Source organism: Mesorhizobium sanjuanii (genome assembly GCF_002529485.1).
GTDB classification, from domain to species: Bacteria; Pseudomonadota; Alphaproteobacteria; order Rhizobiales; family Rhizobiaceae; genus Mesorhizobium; species Mesorhizobium sanjuanii.
The window spans coordinates 12059-25670 of the sequence record NZ_NWQG01000063.1; the positions used below are offsets into that span (position 1 = coordinate 12059).

Below are 13612 nucleotides of genomic sequence, written 5' to 3' on the forward strand. Positions count from 1 at the left end.
GTGGTTAATAGCGGTAGTGTTCCGGCTTGAACGGTCCCTGCGGGGTGACGCCGATATAGGCGGCCTGCTCGCCCGACAGTTCGGTGAGGCGGGCGCCGAGTTTGTCGAGATGCAGACGCGCGACCTTCTCGTCGAGATGCTTGGGCAGGACATAGACCTGGTTCTCGTACTGGCCGGGCTTGGTGTAGAGCTCGATCTGCGCCAACACCTGGTTGGTGAAGGACGCCGACATGACGAAGCTCGGATGGCCGGTGGCGTTGCCGAGGTTGAGCAGGCGGCCTTCCGACAAGAGGATCATCCGCTTGCCGTCCGGGAAGGTGATCAAGTCGACCTGCGGCTTGATGTTGGTCCACTTCAGATTGCGCAGCGAAGCCACCTGGATCTCGTTGTCGAAGTGACCGATGTTGCCGACGATCACCATATCCTTGAACGACCGCATGTGGTCGAGGGTGACGACGTCCTTGTTGCCGGTGGTGGTGATGACGATGTCGGCGGTCGGAGCCGCATCTTCAAGCGTAACGACTTCGAAACCGTCCATCGCCGCCTGCAATGCGCAGATCGGGTCAACTTCGGTGACCTTGACGCGGGCGCCGGCGCCCTTCAGCGAAGCCGAGGAGCCCTTGCCGACGTCGCCATAGCCGCAGACAACCGCAACCTTGCCGGCCATCATCGTGTCGGTGCCGCGGCGAATGCCATCGACCAGCGATTCCTTGCAGCCATATTTGTTGTCGAATTTCGACTTGGTCACGGAATCATTGACGTTGATGGCCGGGAACGGCAGCAAGCCCTTCTTCTGCAGCTGGTAGAGCCGGTTGACGCCGGTCGTCGTCTCTTCGGTGACGCCGCGGATCGCTTCCTTCTGCTTGGTGAAGAAGCCGGGCGAGGCCTTCATGCGCTTCTTGATCTGCGCAAACAGGATCTCTTCTTCCTCGCTGCCCGCATTGGACAGCACGTCCTCGCCGGCCTCGGCACGGGCGCCGATCAGGATGTACATGGTGGCGTCACCGCCATCGTCCAGGATCATGTTGGAGGTGCCGCCATCGGCCCACTGGAAAATCTTGTCGGTGTAGACCCAATAGTCTTCAAGCGTCTCACCCTTGACGGCGAAGACCGGAATGCCGGCTTCGGCAATGGCCGCTGCGGCGTGGTCCTGGGTCGAGAAGATGTTGCAGGAGGCCCAGCGAATATCGGCGCCGAGCGCCTTCAGCGTTTCGATCAGCACCGCCGTCTGGATGGTCATATGCAGCGAGCCGGTGATGCGCGCGCCCTTGAGCGGCTTGCCCTTGCCGAACTCCTCGCGGCAGGCCATCAGACCCGGCATTTCGGTTTCGGCGATCTCGATTTCCTTGCGGCCCCAGCCGGCAAGCGAAATGTCGGCGACCACATAGTCCTTGCTACCCGTCATGGCAGTGCTCCGATCAAGAATTGTTTTACGGACGCGCCCGCGCCAGAAGGCGTCGAAGGGCGCGAAGTGCCGGTCTGACTAGCAGATCGCCGATCGCACGACAATGGGATATAAAGAAATCTTTATCCGTGCATGTCTCATGGCAATGTCAGGCTTCCTCGCCAAAGCGGGATGCGACCAGCTGCTCCAGCGCGTCGATGACCTCCGCGGCCTGCGGACCGCTGGCGGTGACGCGGATCGAGAAACCGGGGCTCGCCGCCAGCATCATGAGGCCCATGATCGAGGTGCCGCCGACCTTGACGCCGTCCTTCTCGACATGGACCGTGGCATTGAAGCCGCTGGCAACCTGGACGAACTTCGCCGAGGCGCGGGCGTGCAGGCCGCGCTGGTTGACGATCGGAAAGTCGCGGACGATCTCTACTTTTTCGGACGACAGCGCGTTCATTTGCCGCTCAGGAGCTGGCTGGCGACATTGATGTATTTGCGGCCCGCGGCCTGCGCCTCATCGAGCGCGGCCGCCATGTTGTCGCCCTTGCGAATGCTGGACAGCTTGATCAGCATCGGCAGGTTCATTCCGGCAATGACCTCGGTGCGGCCGGACTCCATCACCGAAATGGCAAGATTGGAGGGTGTGCCGCCGAACATGTCGGTCAAAACAATGACGCCCGCTCCGGTGTCGACGCGGGCAACGGCATCGACGATGTCGCGGCGGCGCTGCTCCATATCGTCTTCGGCGCCGATCGCGACGGTCTCGAAATTGTCTTGTGGCCCGACGACATGTTCCACGGCATGGCGGAACTCGGCGGCCAGTTGACCGTGCGTTACAAGCACGAGTCCGATCATGCGTTGGTGGCTCCCGTCATCGCCGCTTCACAGGCGCATTTTATGTTCGCCGGCCATTCCAGGCGGCGGGAGCGCTATCTTGTCGACGCGAGGCGCGTTGACAAGCCCAAAATTGCGCCGGCCCGAGCCATTTTGACGCATTGCAGCAAAAAATTGAAACCGGATCATAAAAAAGGCGCGATGGAGAGCCGCGCCATCACCGCCGGCAAGGCCGCTGGGACATTGCACTCGGCAAGATCGATGCGCGGCACCGGACAGCCCGCCACGGGCTCGCTGATTTCCTCCTGGAAACGGGCCATTTCTGCCTTCGGCACCAGCCGGACATGCAGGTCGATCACGCCGGCCGGCTCGAATGGCAGCGGGCGCGGCATGAACCCAGGCACTTCGGCGAGACCGGAGATGGTCGCCGGCACGCGACAGACCAGCCGCCCGGCATGAGCCACGGCGAGCAGCCTGTCGTCGCCGATCAGCCGCGAAAACAGCCCGCGCGCGCGGCAATGATCGAGCAGCGTCAGCGCCAGCGTCGTCTTGCCGGCGCCGGACGGTCCGGTGATGAGGACGCCGCGCTCGCCGATCAACAGCGCCGTGCCGTGAATGTTTTCAGCGTTCACAACGGCATCAGGCATGATCTTGTCCGAAAACCGGTTCCCACTTTTCGGGATCATGCTTAACCTTCGGCCGGCAGCGTGACGACGAAGCGCGCGCCCTTGATTTCGCCGGGCTTGGTGCCCGCGATGTTCTCGGCCGTCAGCGTGCCGCCATGAGCTTCGACGATCTGGCGGCTGATCGACAGGCCAAGGCCTGAATTCTGGCCGAACGCCTCGCCGGCCGGCCGGTCTGTGTAGAAGCGCTCGAAGATGCGCTCGATATTGTCGGCCCGGATGCCGGGACCATTGTCGTCGATGGTGACGATGTTGACCTTGCCGGCGCGCTCCAGCGAAATGGCGATGTGGCCGCGTTCCTCGGGAACGAAAGAGCGGGCATTCTCGATCAGATTGGTGATGACCTGGCCGATCCGCAGATCATGGCCGGTGACGAAGTAGCCCTTGACGCCCTGCGGCAGCTTGGCGACCTTGAGCTCGATCTCGACGGACTTCTTGTTGCGCGTGGTTTCGCGCGAGACGGCGACGAGGTCGGTGATGAATTTCTTCAGATCGACCGTTCCCGCATCTTCCCGCGCGAGCTCGGCGTCAAGGCGGGAGGCATCGGAAATATCGGTGATGAGACGATCCAGGCGGCGCACATCATGCTGGATGATCTCCATCAGCCGGCCGCGCGAATTGTCGTTCTTGGCCAGCGGCAAGGTTTCCACCGCGCTGCGCAGCGAGGTGAGCGGGTTCTTCAGCTCATGCGAGACGTCGGCCGCGAAACTCTCAATCGCCTCGATACGGGCATAGAGCGCGTTGGTCATATCGCGCACGGCGATCGACAGATTGCCGATCTCGTCCTGGCGGTCGGAGAAGTCCGGGATTTCCTCGCGGTTCTTGACGCCGCGCCGCACCCTGACCGCCGCCGCCGACAGCCGGCGCAGCGGGTTGGCGATGGTCGAGGCCAGAAGCATCGACAGGATGGCGGTAACCAGCGCCGCAATGCCGAAGACGCGCAGGATCGCCTTGCGCTCGGCCGCGACGATCTTGTCAATGTCGCCGCCCTCGGTCGACAGCAACAGCACGCCAAGCACGGCGCGGAAGCGCTGGATCGGCACGGCGACCGAGACGATCTGCTCGCCCTGTTCGGAAATCCGCACAATGGTCGACGGGCTGCCGGTGAGCGCCTTGACCACCTCCGGAAAAGCCGCGCCATTACCGCCTGGCTGCTCGTGGTAGACCGGCAATGCGGTGTTGCGGAAGAAGTCGAAGACGAATTTCTGGATTCGCTCGACAAGGTCGGGCTCCTCCTCCTCGACCGGCGGCAGGTCGTAGCGAAGGATCTGGCCACGCGAATAGAGATGGCGGGAATCGAGCAACAGATTGGCATCGCGGTCGTAGATGCGGGCACGCGTGCGCGTCGGCGAGATCAATCGCCTGAGCACGGGTGCGACGCGCTCCGGATTGATGGGAAAATCCAGATTGTCGAGCTGGTCGGAGCCGGGGCCAAGGCTTTCGCCGGCTTGCAGTTCGAGCAGCTTTTCCGGGTCGATGCTGATCGAATCGGTCTCGACCGTGGCCGAGGCGGCGATCGCGCCGGCGATGATCTCGCCCTGCGTCATCAGGCTCTCGACCCGGGCATCGATCAGCCCGTCGCGGAAGGTATTGAGGTAGAGAATGCCAGTGACCAGCACGGCCAGGCCGGCGAGGTTGAGAAAGAGGATGCGCCGCGTCAGGCTGGAAAAGATATGGTGGCCAAGGAATCGGCGCAACGGCACCGTGATTCTCGACAGGAACGCTGGCAGAATCCGCGACGGGCGCCTGGCAGCGCCCGCCCGTCTCATTCGCTCTGCTTCCACTGCCATCGAATAGCAGCTCCTGCTTAGTAATCAGTGAGTAGTGAGTAGTGAATAGAGAAAGGTTGGCAGAGATCGCGGCGATGCATGAGTGGCCGCTCGCACCATTCAAAACTGACTGCCGGTTATTCCCTACTGCCTACCGCCTATTCACGCTTCGCGGAACCGGTATCCGACTCCGTAAAGGGTTTCGATCATCTCGAAGTCGTCATCGACGGCCTTGAATTTCTTGCGCAGCCGCTTGATGTGGCTGTCGATGGTGCGGTCGTCGACATAGACCTGCTCATCATAGGCCGAATCCATCAGCGCATCACGGCTTTTTACCACGCCAGGACGCTGAGCCAGCGAATGCAGGATTAGGAATTCGGTGACGGTCAGCGTCACCGGCTCGCCCTTCCAGGTGCAGGTGTGGCGCTCCTGGTCCATGACAAGCTGGCCGCGCTCGAGCGAGCGAGCTTGCTGGTTGGGCGTCTTGGCCGCCGCCTCGCGGGCGCTGGCCCGGCGCAGCACGGCGCGGACCCGCTCGACCAGAAGACGCTGCGAGAAGGGTTTGCGGATGAAGTCGTCGGCGCCCATCTTGAGGCCGAAAAGCTCGTCGATCTCGTCGTCCTTGGAGGTCAGGAAGATCACCGGCAGGTCGGATTTCTGACGCATCCGGCGCAAGAGTTCCATGCCGTCCATGCGTGGCATCTTGATGTCGAGGATGGCAAGATTCGGCGGACGCGCCGCCAGGCCTTCCAGCGCCGACGCCCCATCCGTGTAGGTCTCGACGCGATATCCCTCCGACTCAAGGGCGATCGACACCGACGTCAGAATGTTGCGGTCGTCGTCGACAAGCGCGATTGTTGCCATTTCTAGCGGCTCCCTCATGAGCTGTCCCTTCTTTGGTAGAGAAGGGGCTTTTGCAGGACAAATTAGGTACAAAATGTGGCATAGGCTTCGCTCGCTGTCACCCGCGGCCACAAGCGCACCTCGACATGGATTGGACGAACAAGGGTCGCCAATCCTTTGGGCAACCGCCTAACTTTTTGCACATATAAACGATTTAAACAACTTTCAAATTTTTTAAATCGATTAATGATTTGATATCATTCGGTTTTTCTGGTTCTGACCGTTTTGGGTGCCAGAAATTCGCCGGTCAGGATGCGGCAAAATCGAAGAAGGAACACTTGATGTCGGAAGCCGGCAAACGCAATTCCGCATACGCGATCGATCGGATCGGCCTGGGGAACGCAGGCGTGGTGCGCTACAATTTCGAGGCGCCCGCGCTTTATGAGGAAGCAATCCGCCGTGGCGAGGCCCGGCTCACCGCGCATGGCGCGCTCGTCGCCGAGACCGGGCAGCACACCGGCCGCTCGCCCAAGGACAAATTCATCGTGCGCGATGGCGCAACCGAGCCGCATGTGTGGTGGGACAACAACAAGGCGATCTCGCCGGCCCAGTTCGACACGCTGCTTGCCGATTTCCGTGCGCATGCGGCGGACAAGGACCTTTATGTGCAGGATCTGGTCGGCGGCGCCGACGAGGATCTGAAACTGCCGACCAGGGTTATTACGGAGCTTGCCTGGCACTCGCTATTCATCCGCAACCTTTTGATCCGCCCGGAGACCGCCGCGCTCGAGCATTTCGTGCCCGACATGACGATCATCGACCTGCCGTCGTTCCGCGCCGACCCGACCCGCCACGGCACCCGTACCGAAACGGTGATCGCCGTCGACTTCTCGCGCATGATCGTGCTGATCGGCGGCACCTCCTATGCTGGCGAAATGAAGAAGTCGGTGTTCACCGTGCTCAACTATCTGTTGCCGGCGAAAGGCGTCATGCCGATGCATTGCTCGGCCAATGAAGGCGCCGACGGCAACGCAGCCGTTTTTTTCGGCCTGTCGGGAACCGGCAAGACGACGCTGTCGGCCGACCCCTCGCGTGTGCTGATCGGCGACGACGAGCACGGCTGGGGTCCGCACGGCATCTTCAATTTCGAAGGCGGCTGCTATGCCAAGACGATAAAGCTTTCGGCGGAAGCCGAGCCGGAAATCTTCGCCACCACCCAGCGCTTCGGCACCGTGCTTGAGAATGTCGTGCTCGACGCGGCCCGCGTGCCGGATTTCGACGACGGCAGGCTGACCGAGAATACGCGCTGCGCCTATCCGCTCGACTTCATCGCCAATGCCAGCAGGACGGGGCGCGCCAACCACCCGAAGAACATCATCATGCTGACCGCCGACGCGTTCGGCGTGATGCCGCCGATCGCGCGGCTGACGCCGGCGCAGGCGATGTATCATTTCCTCTCCGGCTATACCGCCAAGGTGGCGGGAACCGAAAAGGGGGTGACCGAGCCCGAAGCGACATTTTCGACCTGTTTCGGCGCACCGTTCATGCCGCGCCATCCGTCGGAATATGGCAATCTGCTGCGCGAGCTGATCGCCCGCCACGGCGTCGACTGCTGGCTGGTCAACACCGGCTGGACCGGCGGCGCCTACGGCACCGGCAAGCGGATGCCGATCAAGGCAACGCGGGCGCTGCTTGCCGCGGCCCTCAACGGCTCGCTGAAGACGGCCGATTTCCGCACCGACGCCAACTTTGGCTTCGAAGTGCCAGTGGCGGTCGCCGGCGTGGATCCCGCCATCCTCGATCCGAGATCGACCTGGACCGATACGTCGGCCTATGATCGACAGGCGACCAGGCTGGTCGGCATGTTCGCGGTTAATTTCGAAAAATTCGAAACCCATGTCGACGCCACGGTGCTGGGCGCCGCACCTCGCCTGCAGGAAGCCGCCGAGTAAAGCTCTTCGGACAGGCTGAACGCATTGCAAAGACCCGATGCGGGATCGGGAAGGTCCGACCCGGGGATCGGGAAGGTCCGACCCGGGGATCGGGCCTTTTCTTTTTTCACTCGTCGCGCCATGACTGCGGCATGAACGACGACAAGATCATCATTGCCGACGATGCGGTGATCCATCCGGGCGATCTGCACGAGGACTTTATCCGTTCGTCCGGCCCGGGCGGCCAGAACGTCAACAAGGTGGCGACGGCGGTGCAGTTGCGCTTCGATGCGGCCAATGCATCGGGCCTGTCGGAACGCGTGCGCGCGCGGACCATAAAGCTTGCCGGTCAGCGCGCCACCAAGGACGGCGTCATCGTCATCGAGGCCGGGCGGTTTCGCACGCAGGAGCAGAACCGGGCCGATGCACGGTCGAGGCTGACGGCGCTTGTGGCCAAGGCCGCCGAGCCGCCGCCGCCGCCGCGCAAGAAGACGAAGCCGTCGAAAGGCGCGGTCGAACGCCGCCTTAAGACGAAAGCCGGACGGTCGACAGTGAAAAAACTGCGCGGTCGTATCGCCGACGATTAGGATGCACAAGGCAGGTTTCAGCGACATCAATTGCGCGGTCGAAACAGCTTCCAATTCAAGGTTGCAGATGGCAAGTTCGATGTCGGCCACAGCAAGGGAGACTACAGATGGGCATGTTTGATTTCGTCAAGGGCGTCGGCAAGAAGCTCGGCTTCGGCGGCGATGAGGCTGAGCCGACCGCCGATACGCTCAAGAAGGAACTCGATTCGCACGATCTCGGCACCGACAATGTGGAAGTCGTCGTCAAGGGCGACACGGCCGTGCTGAAGGGCGTGGTCAAGGACCAGTCGATCTTCGAAAAGGCGGTCATCGCCGTTGGCAACACGCTCGGCGTGTCCAAGGTGCAGGCCGACGAATTGCAGGTTGCCACCCCGGAAGCCGGCGCGCCCGCGACGCCGGCCAAGGAGCCGACCTTTTATACGGTCAAGAAAGGCGACAACCTCTGGAAGATCGCCGAAAAGAGCTACGGCAAGGGCAAGGGCGCGAAGAACAACATCATCTTCGAGGCCAACAAGCCGATGCTGACCCATCCCGACAAGATCTATCCGGGGCAGGTCCTGCGGATACCCGATCTCGTCTAGGACCGAAAGTGGATCGCAACTCAAGAACGGCGGCTTTCGGGTCGCCGTTTTGGTTTGTTGGTGGCATTGTCGCCGGATGAAGCTGATGAAGCGCCCAGGCTGATGCTCGTTTTACCCAAAGGCGTACGCCATATGCCCGGCTACCTGTCCCGCGCCGCGCAGGAAGCGCTGGTCGAGGAGGTGAGACGGGTCGTGCAGAAAGCGCCCCTGTTCGTGCCGGCGATGCCGCGCACCGGCAAGGAGATGAGCGTGCGCATGACCAATTGCGGCCCGCTCGGCTGGGTCACCGACAAGGAGCGCGGCTATCGCTACCAGCCGACGCACCCGGTGACCGGAGCGCCCTGGCCGCCGATCCCGGAGGCGCTGCTGGAACTGTGGCGCGAGGTGTCCGCCTATCCGTATCCACCTGAGGCTTGCCTGGTCAATTTCTACGCGCAGGACGCCAAGATGGGTCTTCACCAGGACCGCGACGAGACCGATTTCTCGGCGCCGGTCGTCTCCGTCTCGCTCGGCGACGATTGCCTGTTTCGGGTTGGCCAGAACACGCGTGAGGGCGGCACGAAGTCGTTCAGGCTGAAGAGTGGCGATGTCGTCGTGCTTGGCGGCGAAGGCCGCCTCAGCTTTCACGGCGTCGACCGCATCTATCCGTCGACCTCTGCATTGCTCAGGAATGGCGGGCGGATCAATCTGACGCTGCGGCGGGTGACGCTGCCTGTCTAGCCGTGGGAACGGCCGGAAAAGATCCAGCGGTCGAGAACGACAAAGTTGACCACCGGAATGAGAACGCAAGTGAGCAGGATCGGAACCCAGACGGGCAGGCCGAAGCGCCCGACGAGAAGCGCTGGCAGGAGATAGGCAACGGCAAGGCCGCAGCCGGTCAGCACAGCGAAACGCGGCGCCTCGAAGCGATGCGAACCGGCCGACATGAAGGTGAAGAACTTGTGGCCGAGATAGGAGAAGATCGCCGCGACCGCATAGGCAGCGAGCGAGGCCAAAGCCGGCGACAGATATCCTGACCCGGCACTGGTAAAGAGGCTGGCACAAATTGCGTAGACGACCGTGGCCGCAAGTCCGACCGAAGCGAATTTCAGCAACCGTCGCGGCGCAAATGTGGTGCGCGACGTGGAAATGTCAGGCAGGCGCGTTGCAGGCATATCGATCACAGACCGCTTCCGGCCCCACTGGAATTTGCCCGACGCTAGTCAGGATAGGCTAAGGCGCCGTTAACTACGCCGCTACAGCTTCCTCAGCGCCACTTCCTCGACCAGGTGGTTGGCGCCCTTGCGCAGGATGAGATCGGCGCGGGCCCTGGTCGGCAGGATGTTCTCGCGCAAATTCTTCAGGTTGATGTTGGCCCACAGGCCTTCGGCGATGGCGCGGGCCGCTCCTTGCGAAAGCTGCGAATAGCGGTGGAAGAAGGAGTCCGGGTTGCGGAAAGCGGTCTCGCGCAGCCGCATGAAGCGGGCGATGTACCACTGATGGATCAGCTCTTCTTCGGCATCGATGTAGATGGCGAAATCGAAGAAATCCGACAGGAACGGCACGATCTTGCCGTCTTTCGGCAGCTTGCCCGGCTGCAGGACGTTGATACCCTCGAAGATCAATATGTCCGGCCGGTCGATGGTTTGGAACTCGCCGGGAATGACGTCGTAGGTCAGGTGCGAATAGACGGGTGCGCGGACATTGCGCTGCGCCGACTTTATCCCCGACAGGAACCGCAGCAGCGCGCCGACATCATAGCTGTCGGGAAAGCCCTTGCGTTCCATCAGATTGTCGCGGCGCAGGATTTCGTTCGGCAAAAGGAAGCCGTCGGTGGTGACAAGATCGACCTTGGGGCTCGAGGGCCAGCGCGCCAGCAATTCCTTGAGCACGCGCGCCGTGGTCGACTTGCCGACAGCGACGGAGCCGGCAATGCCGATGATGAAGGGCGTCTTGACGATATCCTGCGCGTTGAAGAAGGCCTGCCGTTGCCTGAACAGCAACTGGCTGGCCTCGACATGCGCAGACAAGAGCCGCGACAGCGAAAGATAGATGCGCTTGACCTCCTGGAGGTCGACCGGGTCGTTGAGCGAGCGCAGGCGGTTGATTTCATCTTCGCTGAGCGTCAGCGGCGTGTCGGCGCGGAACTGCGACCATTGCTCGGCCGAGAAGAAACGATAGGGCGAATACTTCTCGGTGGGAGCGAGCTGGTCCATCGAGTCTCCTGCCCTCCGCAGCGATCAGCCCCGGTCCTGCCGGGACGCCTTTTCGGCGATGCCCGAACGCCCGGTGCGGGTCTCGAGCTCCTTGAGCACGTCGCTTAGCGGAACCCCTGCGATGCCGAGAACGACGAGCCAATGATATATAAGATCCGCACTTTCCGAAACGAGAGCTTTTTTGTCGTCGCCGACGGCTGCGATCACCGTTTCGACCGCCTCTTCGCCGAGCTTCTGCGCGGCCTTGTCGATGCCTTTGGCAAACAGTTTCGCGGTCCATGACTCCGGGTCGCCGGAATGGGCGCGTTGATTGATGATCTTTTCCAGCTCGGCGAGCGAAAATTGAGCCATGGCAGTCATCTATCTGCTTGTTTAAGCATAATCTTTTCCGAAAACCGGTTTCCACTTTTCGGGATCATGCCTTAAGCCCGATGAGCCGGCGAGTCCAGTCGCATCGGCAGCCCGGCACGGGCCATATGCGCCTTGGCTTCGGCGATGGAATAGGTGCCGAAATGGAAGATCGATGCCGCCAGCACAGCACCCGCATGGCCGTCGCGAATGCCCTCGACCAGATGATCGAGCGTGCCGACGCCACCGGAAGCGATAACCGGCGCGCGCACCGCGTCGGCCACCGCGCGGGTCAGGGCAATGTCGTAGCCGGCCTTGGTGCCGTCGCGATCCATCGACGTCAAAAGAATCTCGCCGGCGCCGCGCTCGACCATCCGCCGGGCGAAATCGACCGCGTCGATGCCGGTCTTTTCGCGGCCGCCATGGGTGAAGATTTCCCAGCGGTCGGCCTCGCCCTTGCCGGAGACCTTCTTGGCGTCGATGGCGACGACGATGCACTGGTTGCCGAACTTGTCGGCCGCCTCGGTGACGAAATCCGGGTTCTTCACCGCCGCCGTGTTGATCGACACCTTGTCGGCGCCGGCCAGCAGCAACTTCCTGATGTCGGCGACCTGGCGAACGCCGCCGCCGACCGTCAGCGGCATGAAGCATTGCTCGGCCGTGCGGGCAACGACATCGAAGATGGTTTCGCGATTGTCGGATGAAGCGGTGATGTCGAGAAAGCAGAGTTCGTCGGCGCCGGCGGCATCATAGGCCTTGGCCGCCTCGACCGGATCACCGGCATCGACCAGGTCGACGAAATTGACGCCCTTGACGACGCGGCCGTTTTTGACGTCGAGACAGGGAATGACGCGGGCCTTCAGCATCAGCTTCTCTCCACCGTGGCGAGCAGATCGGTGAGCAATTGGCCGACCAGTGGCGGCACGTCGCCCCGTGCGTCAAATGCCGGGTCGTAGGCCGAAATGGTGATGCCGACGACGGGCAACAACCGGGCCAAATCGCAGACCGCCTGGCGCAACTCCGCAGGGGCGGGCCCGCCCGGATGCGCATAACGGTTCGCCTGCAATTCCTCGGGGTCGTGAACATCCAGATCGAGATGCAGATGCGTGCGCTTCGCACCAGCGGCAATCAGCCGTTCAGCGGCCTTGGCTACACCAGGGCATTCCGTTCGAATGACAGGCAGCGTCGCCAGCAGTTCAGTTTCCGCGGGATCGAGATCGCGGGCATCGACGAGCACGCAGCACGAAGGGTCGATCGCATGGAAGCCAGGAATGGCCGATGCCATTGGCCGCCAGCAAAGCCCCAGCACTGTGGCCAGCGCCATGCCGTCGAGAAAGCCGTATATCGATGTTTCGGGCGTGTTGAGGTCGCCATGCTGGTCGGCCCAGACGATCGCATCGGCGTCCTCGCCGGCGACCGCACCAGCGCTGGTCAGGCAGTTGCCTGCAAGAACGATGGGAACCCGGCCATTGTCACGGGCCGCCTGAACTTCGGCTGCGACGGCATTGCAGACCGCGAAGCCCGTTGCAATTTCGCGCTCCTGCGCGTCGCCGACCTTGCCGATATCCTTGACGGCAATGTCGTGCCCGGCCAGCGTCATGGCTTCGACCAGCCCGCCTGATATCAGCGCATCTGGCCCCTGGCCGCAGCCGCCGTGAAAGTGGCCGCTGTCATAAGGTGCGAGGATGATCGAGAGTTTCATCGCGCCCTCGCCTTCTCCGCTCCAGACGCCAGGATCGCCAGCGCCTCGGCCGGGTCGATGCGGCCGTCATAGAGCGCGCGGCCCGAGATCGCGCCTTCGAGTTTGCATGCATCGGGCATGGTCATGCGTACGATGTCGGCGATCGAGGCGAGACCTCCCGAGGCGATCACCGGGATCGACACCGCCTCGGCGAGATCGATGGTGGCGTCCCAGTTGATACCGGTCAGCACCCCGTCGCGGTCGATGTCGGTGTAGATGATGGCGGCGACGCCCGCGCCCTCGAATTTTTTTGCCAGTTCAATGACGCCGAGGCTCGATGCCTCGGCCCAGCCCTCGACCGCCACCTTGCCGCCCTTGGCGTCGATGCCGACGGCGATCTTTCCCGGAAAGGCCTTGCAGGCCTGCCTGACGAGATCGGGATCACGCACCGCGACGGTGCCAAGGATGACCCGGGCAAGCCCGCGGTCGAGCCAGTCCTCGATCTGCGCAATCGTGCGGATGCCGCCGCCGAGCTGAACCGGGTTCTTCGTGGCCTTGAGGATGGAACCGACTGCCGCGCTGTTAACGCTCTGGCCCTTGAAGGCGCCATTGAGGTCGACGACGTGCAGCCATTTGAAGCCTTGTTCCTCAAAGGCTTTGGCCTGGGCTCCGGGGTCGTCATTGTAGATCGTCGCGGTCGCCATATCGCCGTGCTTCAGGCGCACGCATTTGCCGTCCTTGAGGTCGATGGCCGGGAACAGGATCAC

Annotated in this window: 16 protein-coding genes; 4 read left to right on the forward strand and 12 right to left on the reverse strand. The window is 62.4% G+C overall.

Going from position 1 to position 13612, the window contains the following annotated elements; genetic code table 11:
* Positions 1–4: 4 nt before the first annotated feature.
* The 6 genes from ahcY to CN311_RS11810 form a co-directional block, all read right to left on the reverse strand.
* Complete coding sequence (gene ahcY / locus CN311_RS11785) at positions 5–1405, reverse strand: adenosylhomocysteinase (RefSeq protein ID WP_097573890.1); 1401 nt, start codon at positions 1403–1405, stop codon at positions 5–7.
* 148 nt (positions 1406–1553) lie between these two features.
* Positions 1554–1850 carry an HPr family phosphocarrier protein gene (locus CN311_RS11790; protein WP_097573892.1) on the reverse strand — a complete coding sequence of 99 codons (297 nt, stop codon included), beginning with the start codon at positions 1848–1850 and terminating at the stop codon, positions 1554–1556.
* A complete protein-coding gene (locus CN311_RS11795) occupies positions 1847–2248 on the reverse strand; it encodes a PTS sugar transporter subunit IIA (protein WP_097573894.1) in 402 nt (133 codons plus the stop codon). Before CN311_RS11795 ends, CN311_RS11790 begins: the two co-directional genes overlap by 4 nt.
* 164 nt (positions 2249–2412) lie before the next feature.
* Positions 2413–2874, reverse strand: a complete 462-nt coding sequence (locus CN311_RS11800) for an HPr kinase/phosphorylase (RefSeq protein WP_097573949.1) — start codon at positions 2872–2874, stop codon at positions 2413–2415.
* 41 nt (positions 2875–2915) lie between these two features.
* The gene (locus CN311_RS11805; RefSeq protein WP_097573896.1) at positions 2916–4700 is read right to left on the reverse strand and encodes a sensor histidine kinase; all 1785 of its coding nucleotides are present in this window, start codon (positions 4698–4700) and stop codon (positions 2916–2918) included.
* Positions 4701–4841: 141 nt separating this feature from the next.
* Positions 4842–5543 carry a response regulator transcription factor gene (locus tag CN311_RS11810; protein WP_081609615.1) on the reverse strand — a complete coding sequence of 234 codons (702 nt, stop codon included), beginning with the start codon at positions 5541–5543 and terminating at the stop codon, positions 4842–4844.
* A gap of 320 nt (positions 5544–5863) precedes the next feature.
* Between CN311_RS11810 and CN311_RS11815 the strand changes: the two genes are divergently transcribed.
* The 4 genes from CN311_RS11815 (at position 5864) to CN311_RS11830 (ending at position 9341) form a co-directional block, all read left to right on the forward strand.
* A complete protein-coding gene (locus tag CN311_RS11815) occupies positions 5864–7474 on the forward strand; it encodes a phosphoenolpyruvate carboxykinase (protein WP_097573898.1) in 1611 nt (536 codons plus the stop codon).
* 131 nt (positions 7475–7605) lie between these two features.
* Positions 7606–8040 carry an alternative ribosome rescue aminoacyl-tRNA hydrolase ArfB gene (gene arfB, locus CN311_RS11820; protein WP_097573900.1) on the forward strand — a complete coding sequence of 145 codons (435 nt, stop codon included), beginning with the start codon at positions 7606–7608 and terminating at the stop codon, positions 8038–8040.
* Positions 8041–8147: 107 nt separating this feature from the next.
* A complete protein-coding gene (gene lysM / locus CN311_RS11825; RefSeq protein WP_097573901.1) occupies positions 8148–8621 on the forward strand; it encodes a peptidoglycan-binding protein LysM in 474 nt (157 codons plus the stop codon).
* Positions 8622–8723: 102 nt separating this feature from the next.
* Positions 8724–9341, forward strand: coding sequence for an alpha-ketoglutarate-dependent dioxygenase AlkB family protein (locus CN311_RS11830; protein ID WP_097573950.1), 618 nt, complete (start codon positions 8724–8726; stop codon positions 9339–9341).
* Here the strand turns inward: CN311_RS11830 and CN311_RS11835 are convergent.
* From CN311_RS11835 to hisA, 6 genes are all read right to left on the reverse strand, one after another.
* Positions 9338–9775 (reverse strand): GtrA family protein, encoded by a 438-nt coding sequence (locus tag CN311_RS11835; protein WP_165779675.1) that lies wholly within the window; start codon positions 9773–9775, stop codon positions 9338–9340. The two genes, CN311_RS11830 and CN311_RS11835, sit on opposite strands and share 4 nt — an antisense overlap.
* 81 nt (positions 9776–9856) lie before the next feature.
* On the reverse strand, positions 9857–10816 hold the full coding sequence (coaA, locus tag CN311_RS11840) for a type I pantothenate kinase (RefSeq protein WP_097573903.1): 960 nt from the start codon (positions 10814–10816) through the stop codon (positions 9857–9859).
* A gap of 24 nt (positions 10817–10840) precedes the next feature.
* Complete coding sequence (locus CN311_RS11845; RefSeq protein ID WP_097573951.1) at positions 10841–11167, reverse strand: phosphoribosyl-ATP diphosphatase; 327 nt, start codon at positions 11165–11167, stop codon at positions 10841–10843.
* Positions 11168–11238: 71 nt separating this feature from the next.
* Positions 11239–12033 carry an imidazole glycerol phosphate synthase subunit HisF gene (gene hisF / locus CN311_RS11850; protein ID WP_165779676.1) on the reverse strand — a complete coding sequence of 265 codons (795 nt, stop codon included), beginning with the start codon at positions 12031–12033 and terminating at the stop codon, positions 11239–11241.
* Positions 12030–12866: an arginase family protein gene (locus tag CN311_RS11855; RefSeq protein WP_097573905.1), complete on the reverse strand. Its 837-nt coding sequence runs from the start codon at positions 12864–12866 to the stop codon at positions 12030–12032. Before CN311_RS11855 ends, hisF begins: the two co-directional genes overlap by 4 nt.
* Positions 12863–13612 carry a 1-(5-phosphoribosyl)-5-[(5-phosphoribosylamino)methylideneamino]imidazole-4-carboxamide isomerase gene (hisA, locus tag CN311_RS11860; protein WP_097573906.1) on the reverse strand — a complete coding sequence of 250 codons (750 nt, stop codon included), beginning with the start codon at positions 13610–13612 and terminating at the stop codon, positions 12863–12865. The genes CN311_RS11855 and hisA overlap by 4 nt, the downstream gene beginning before the upstream one ends.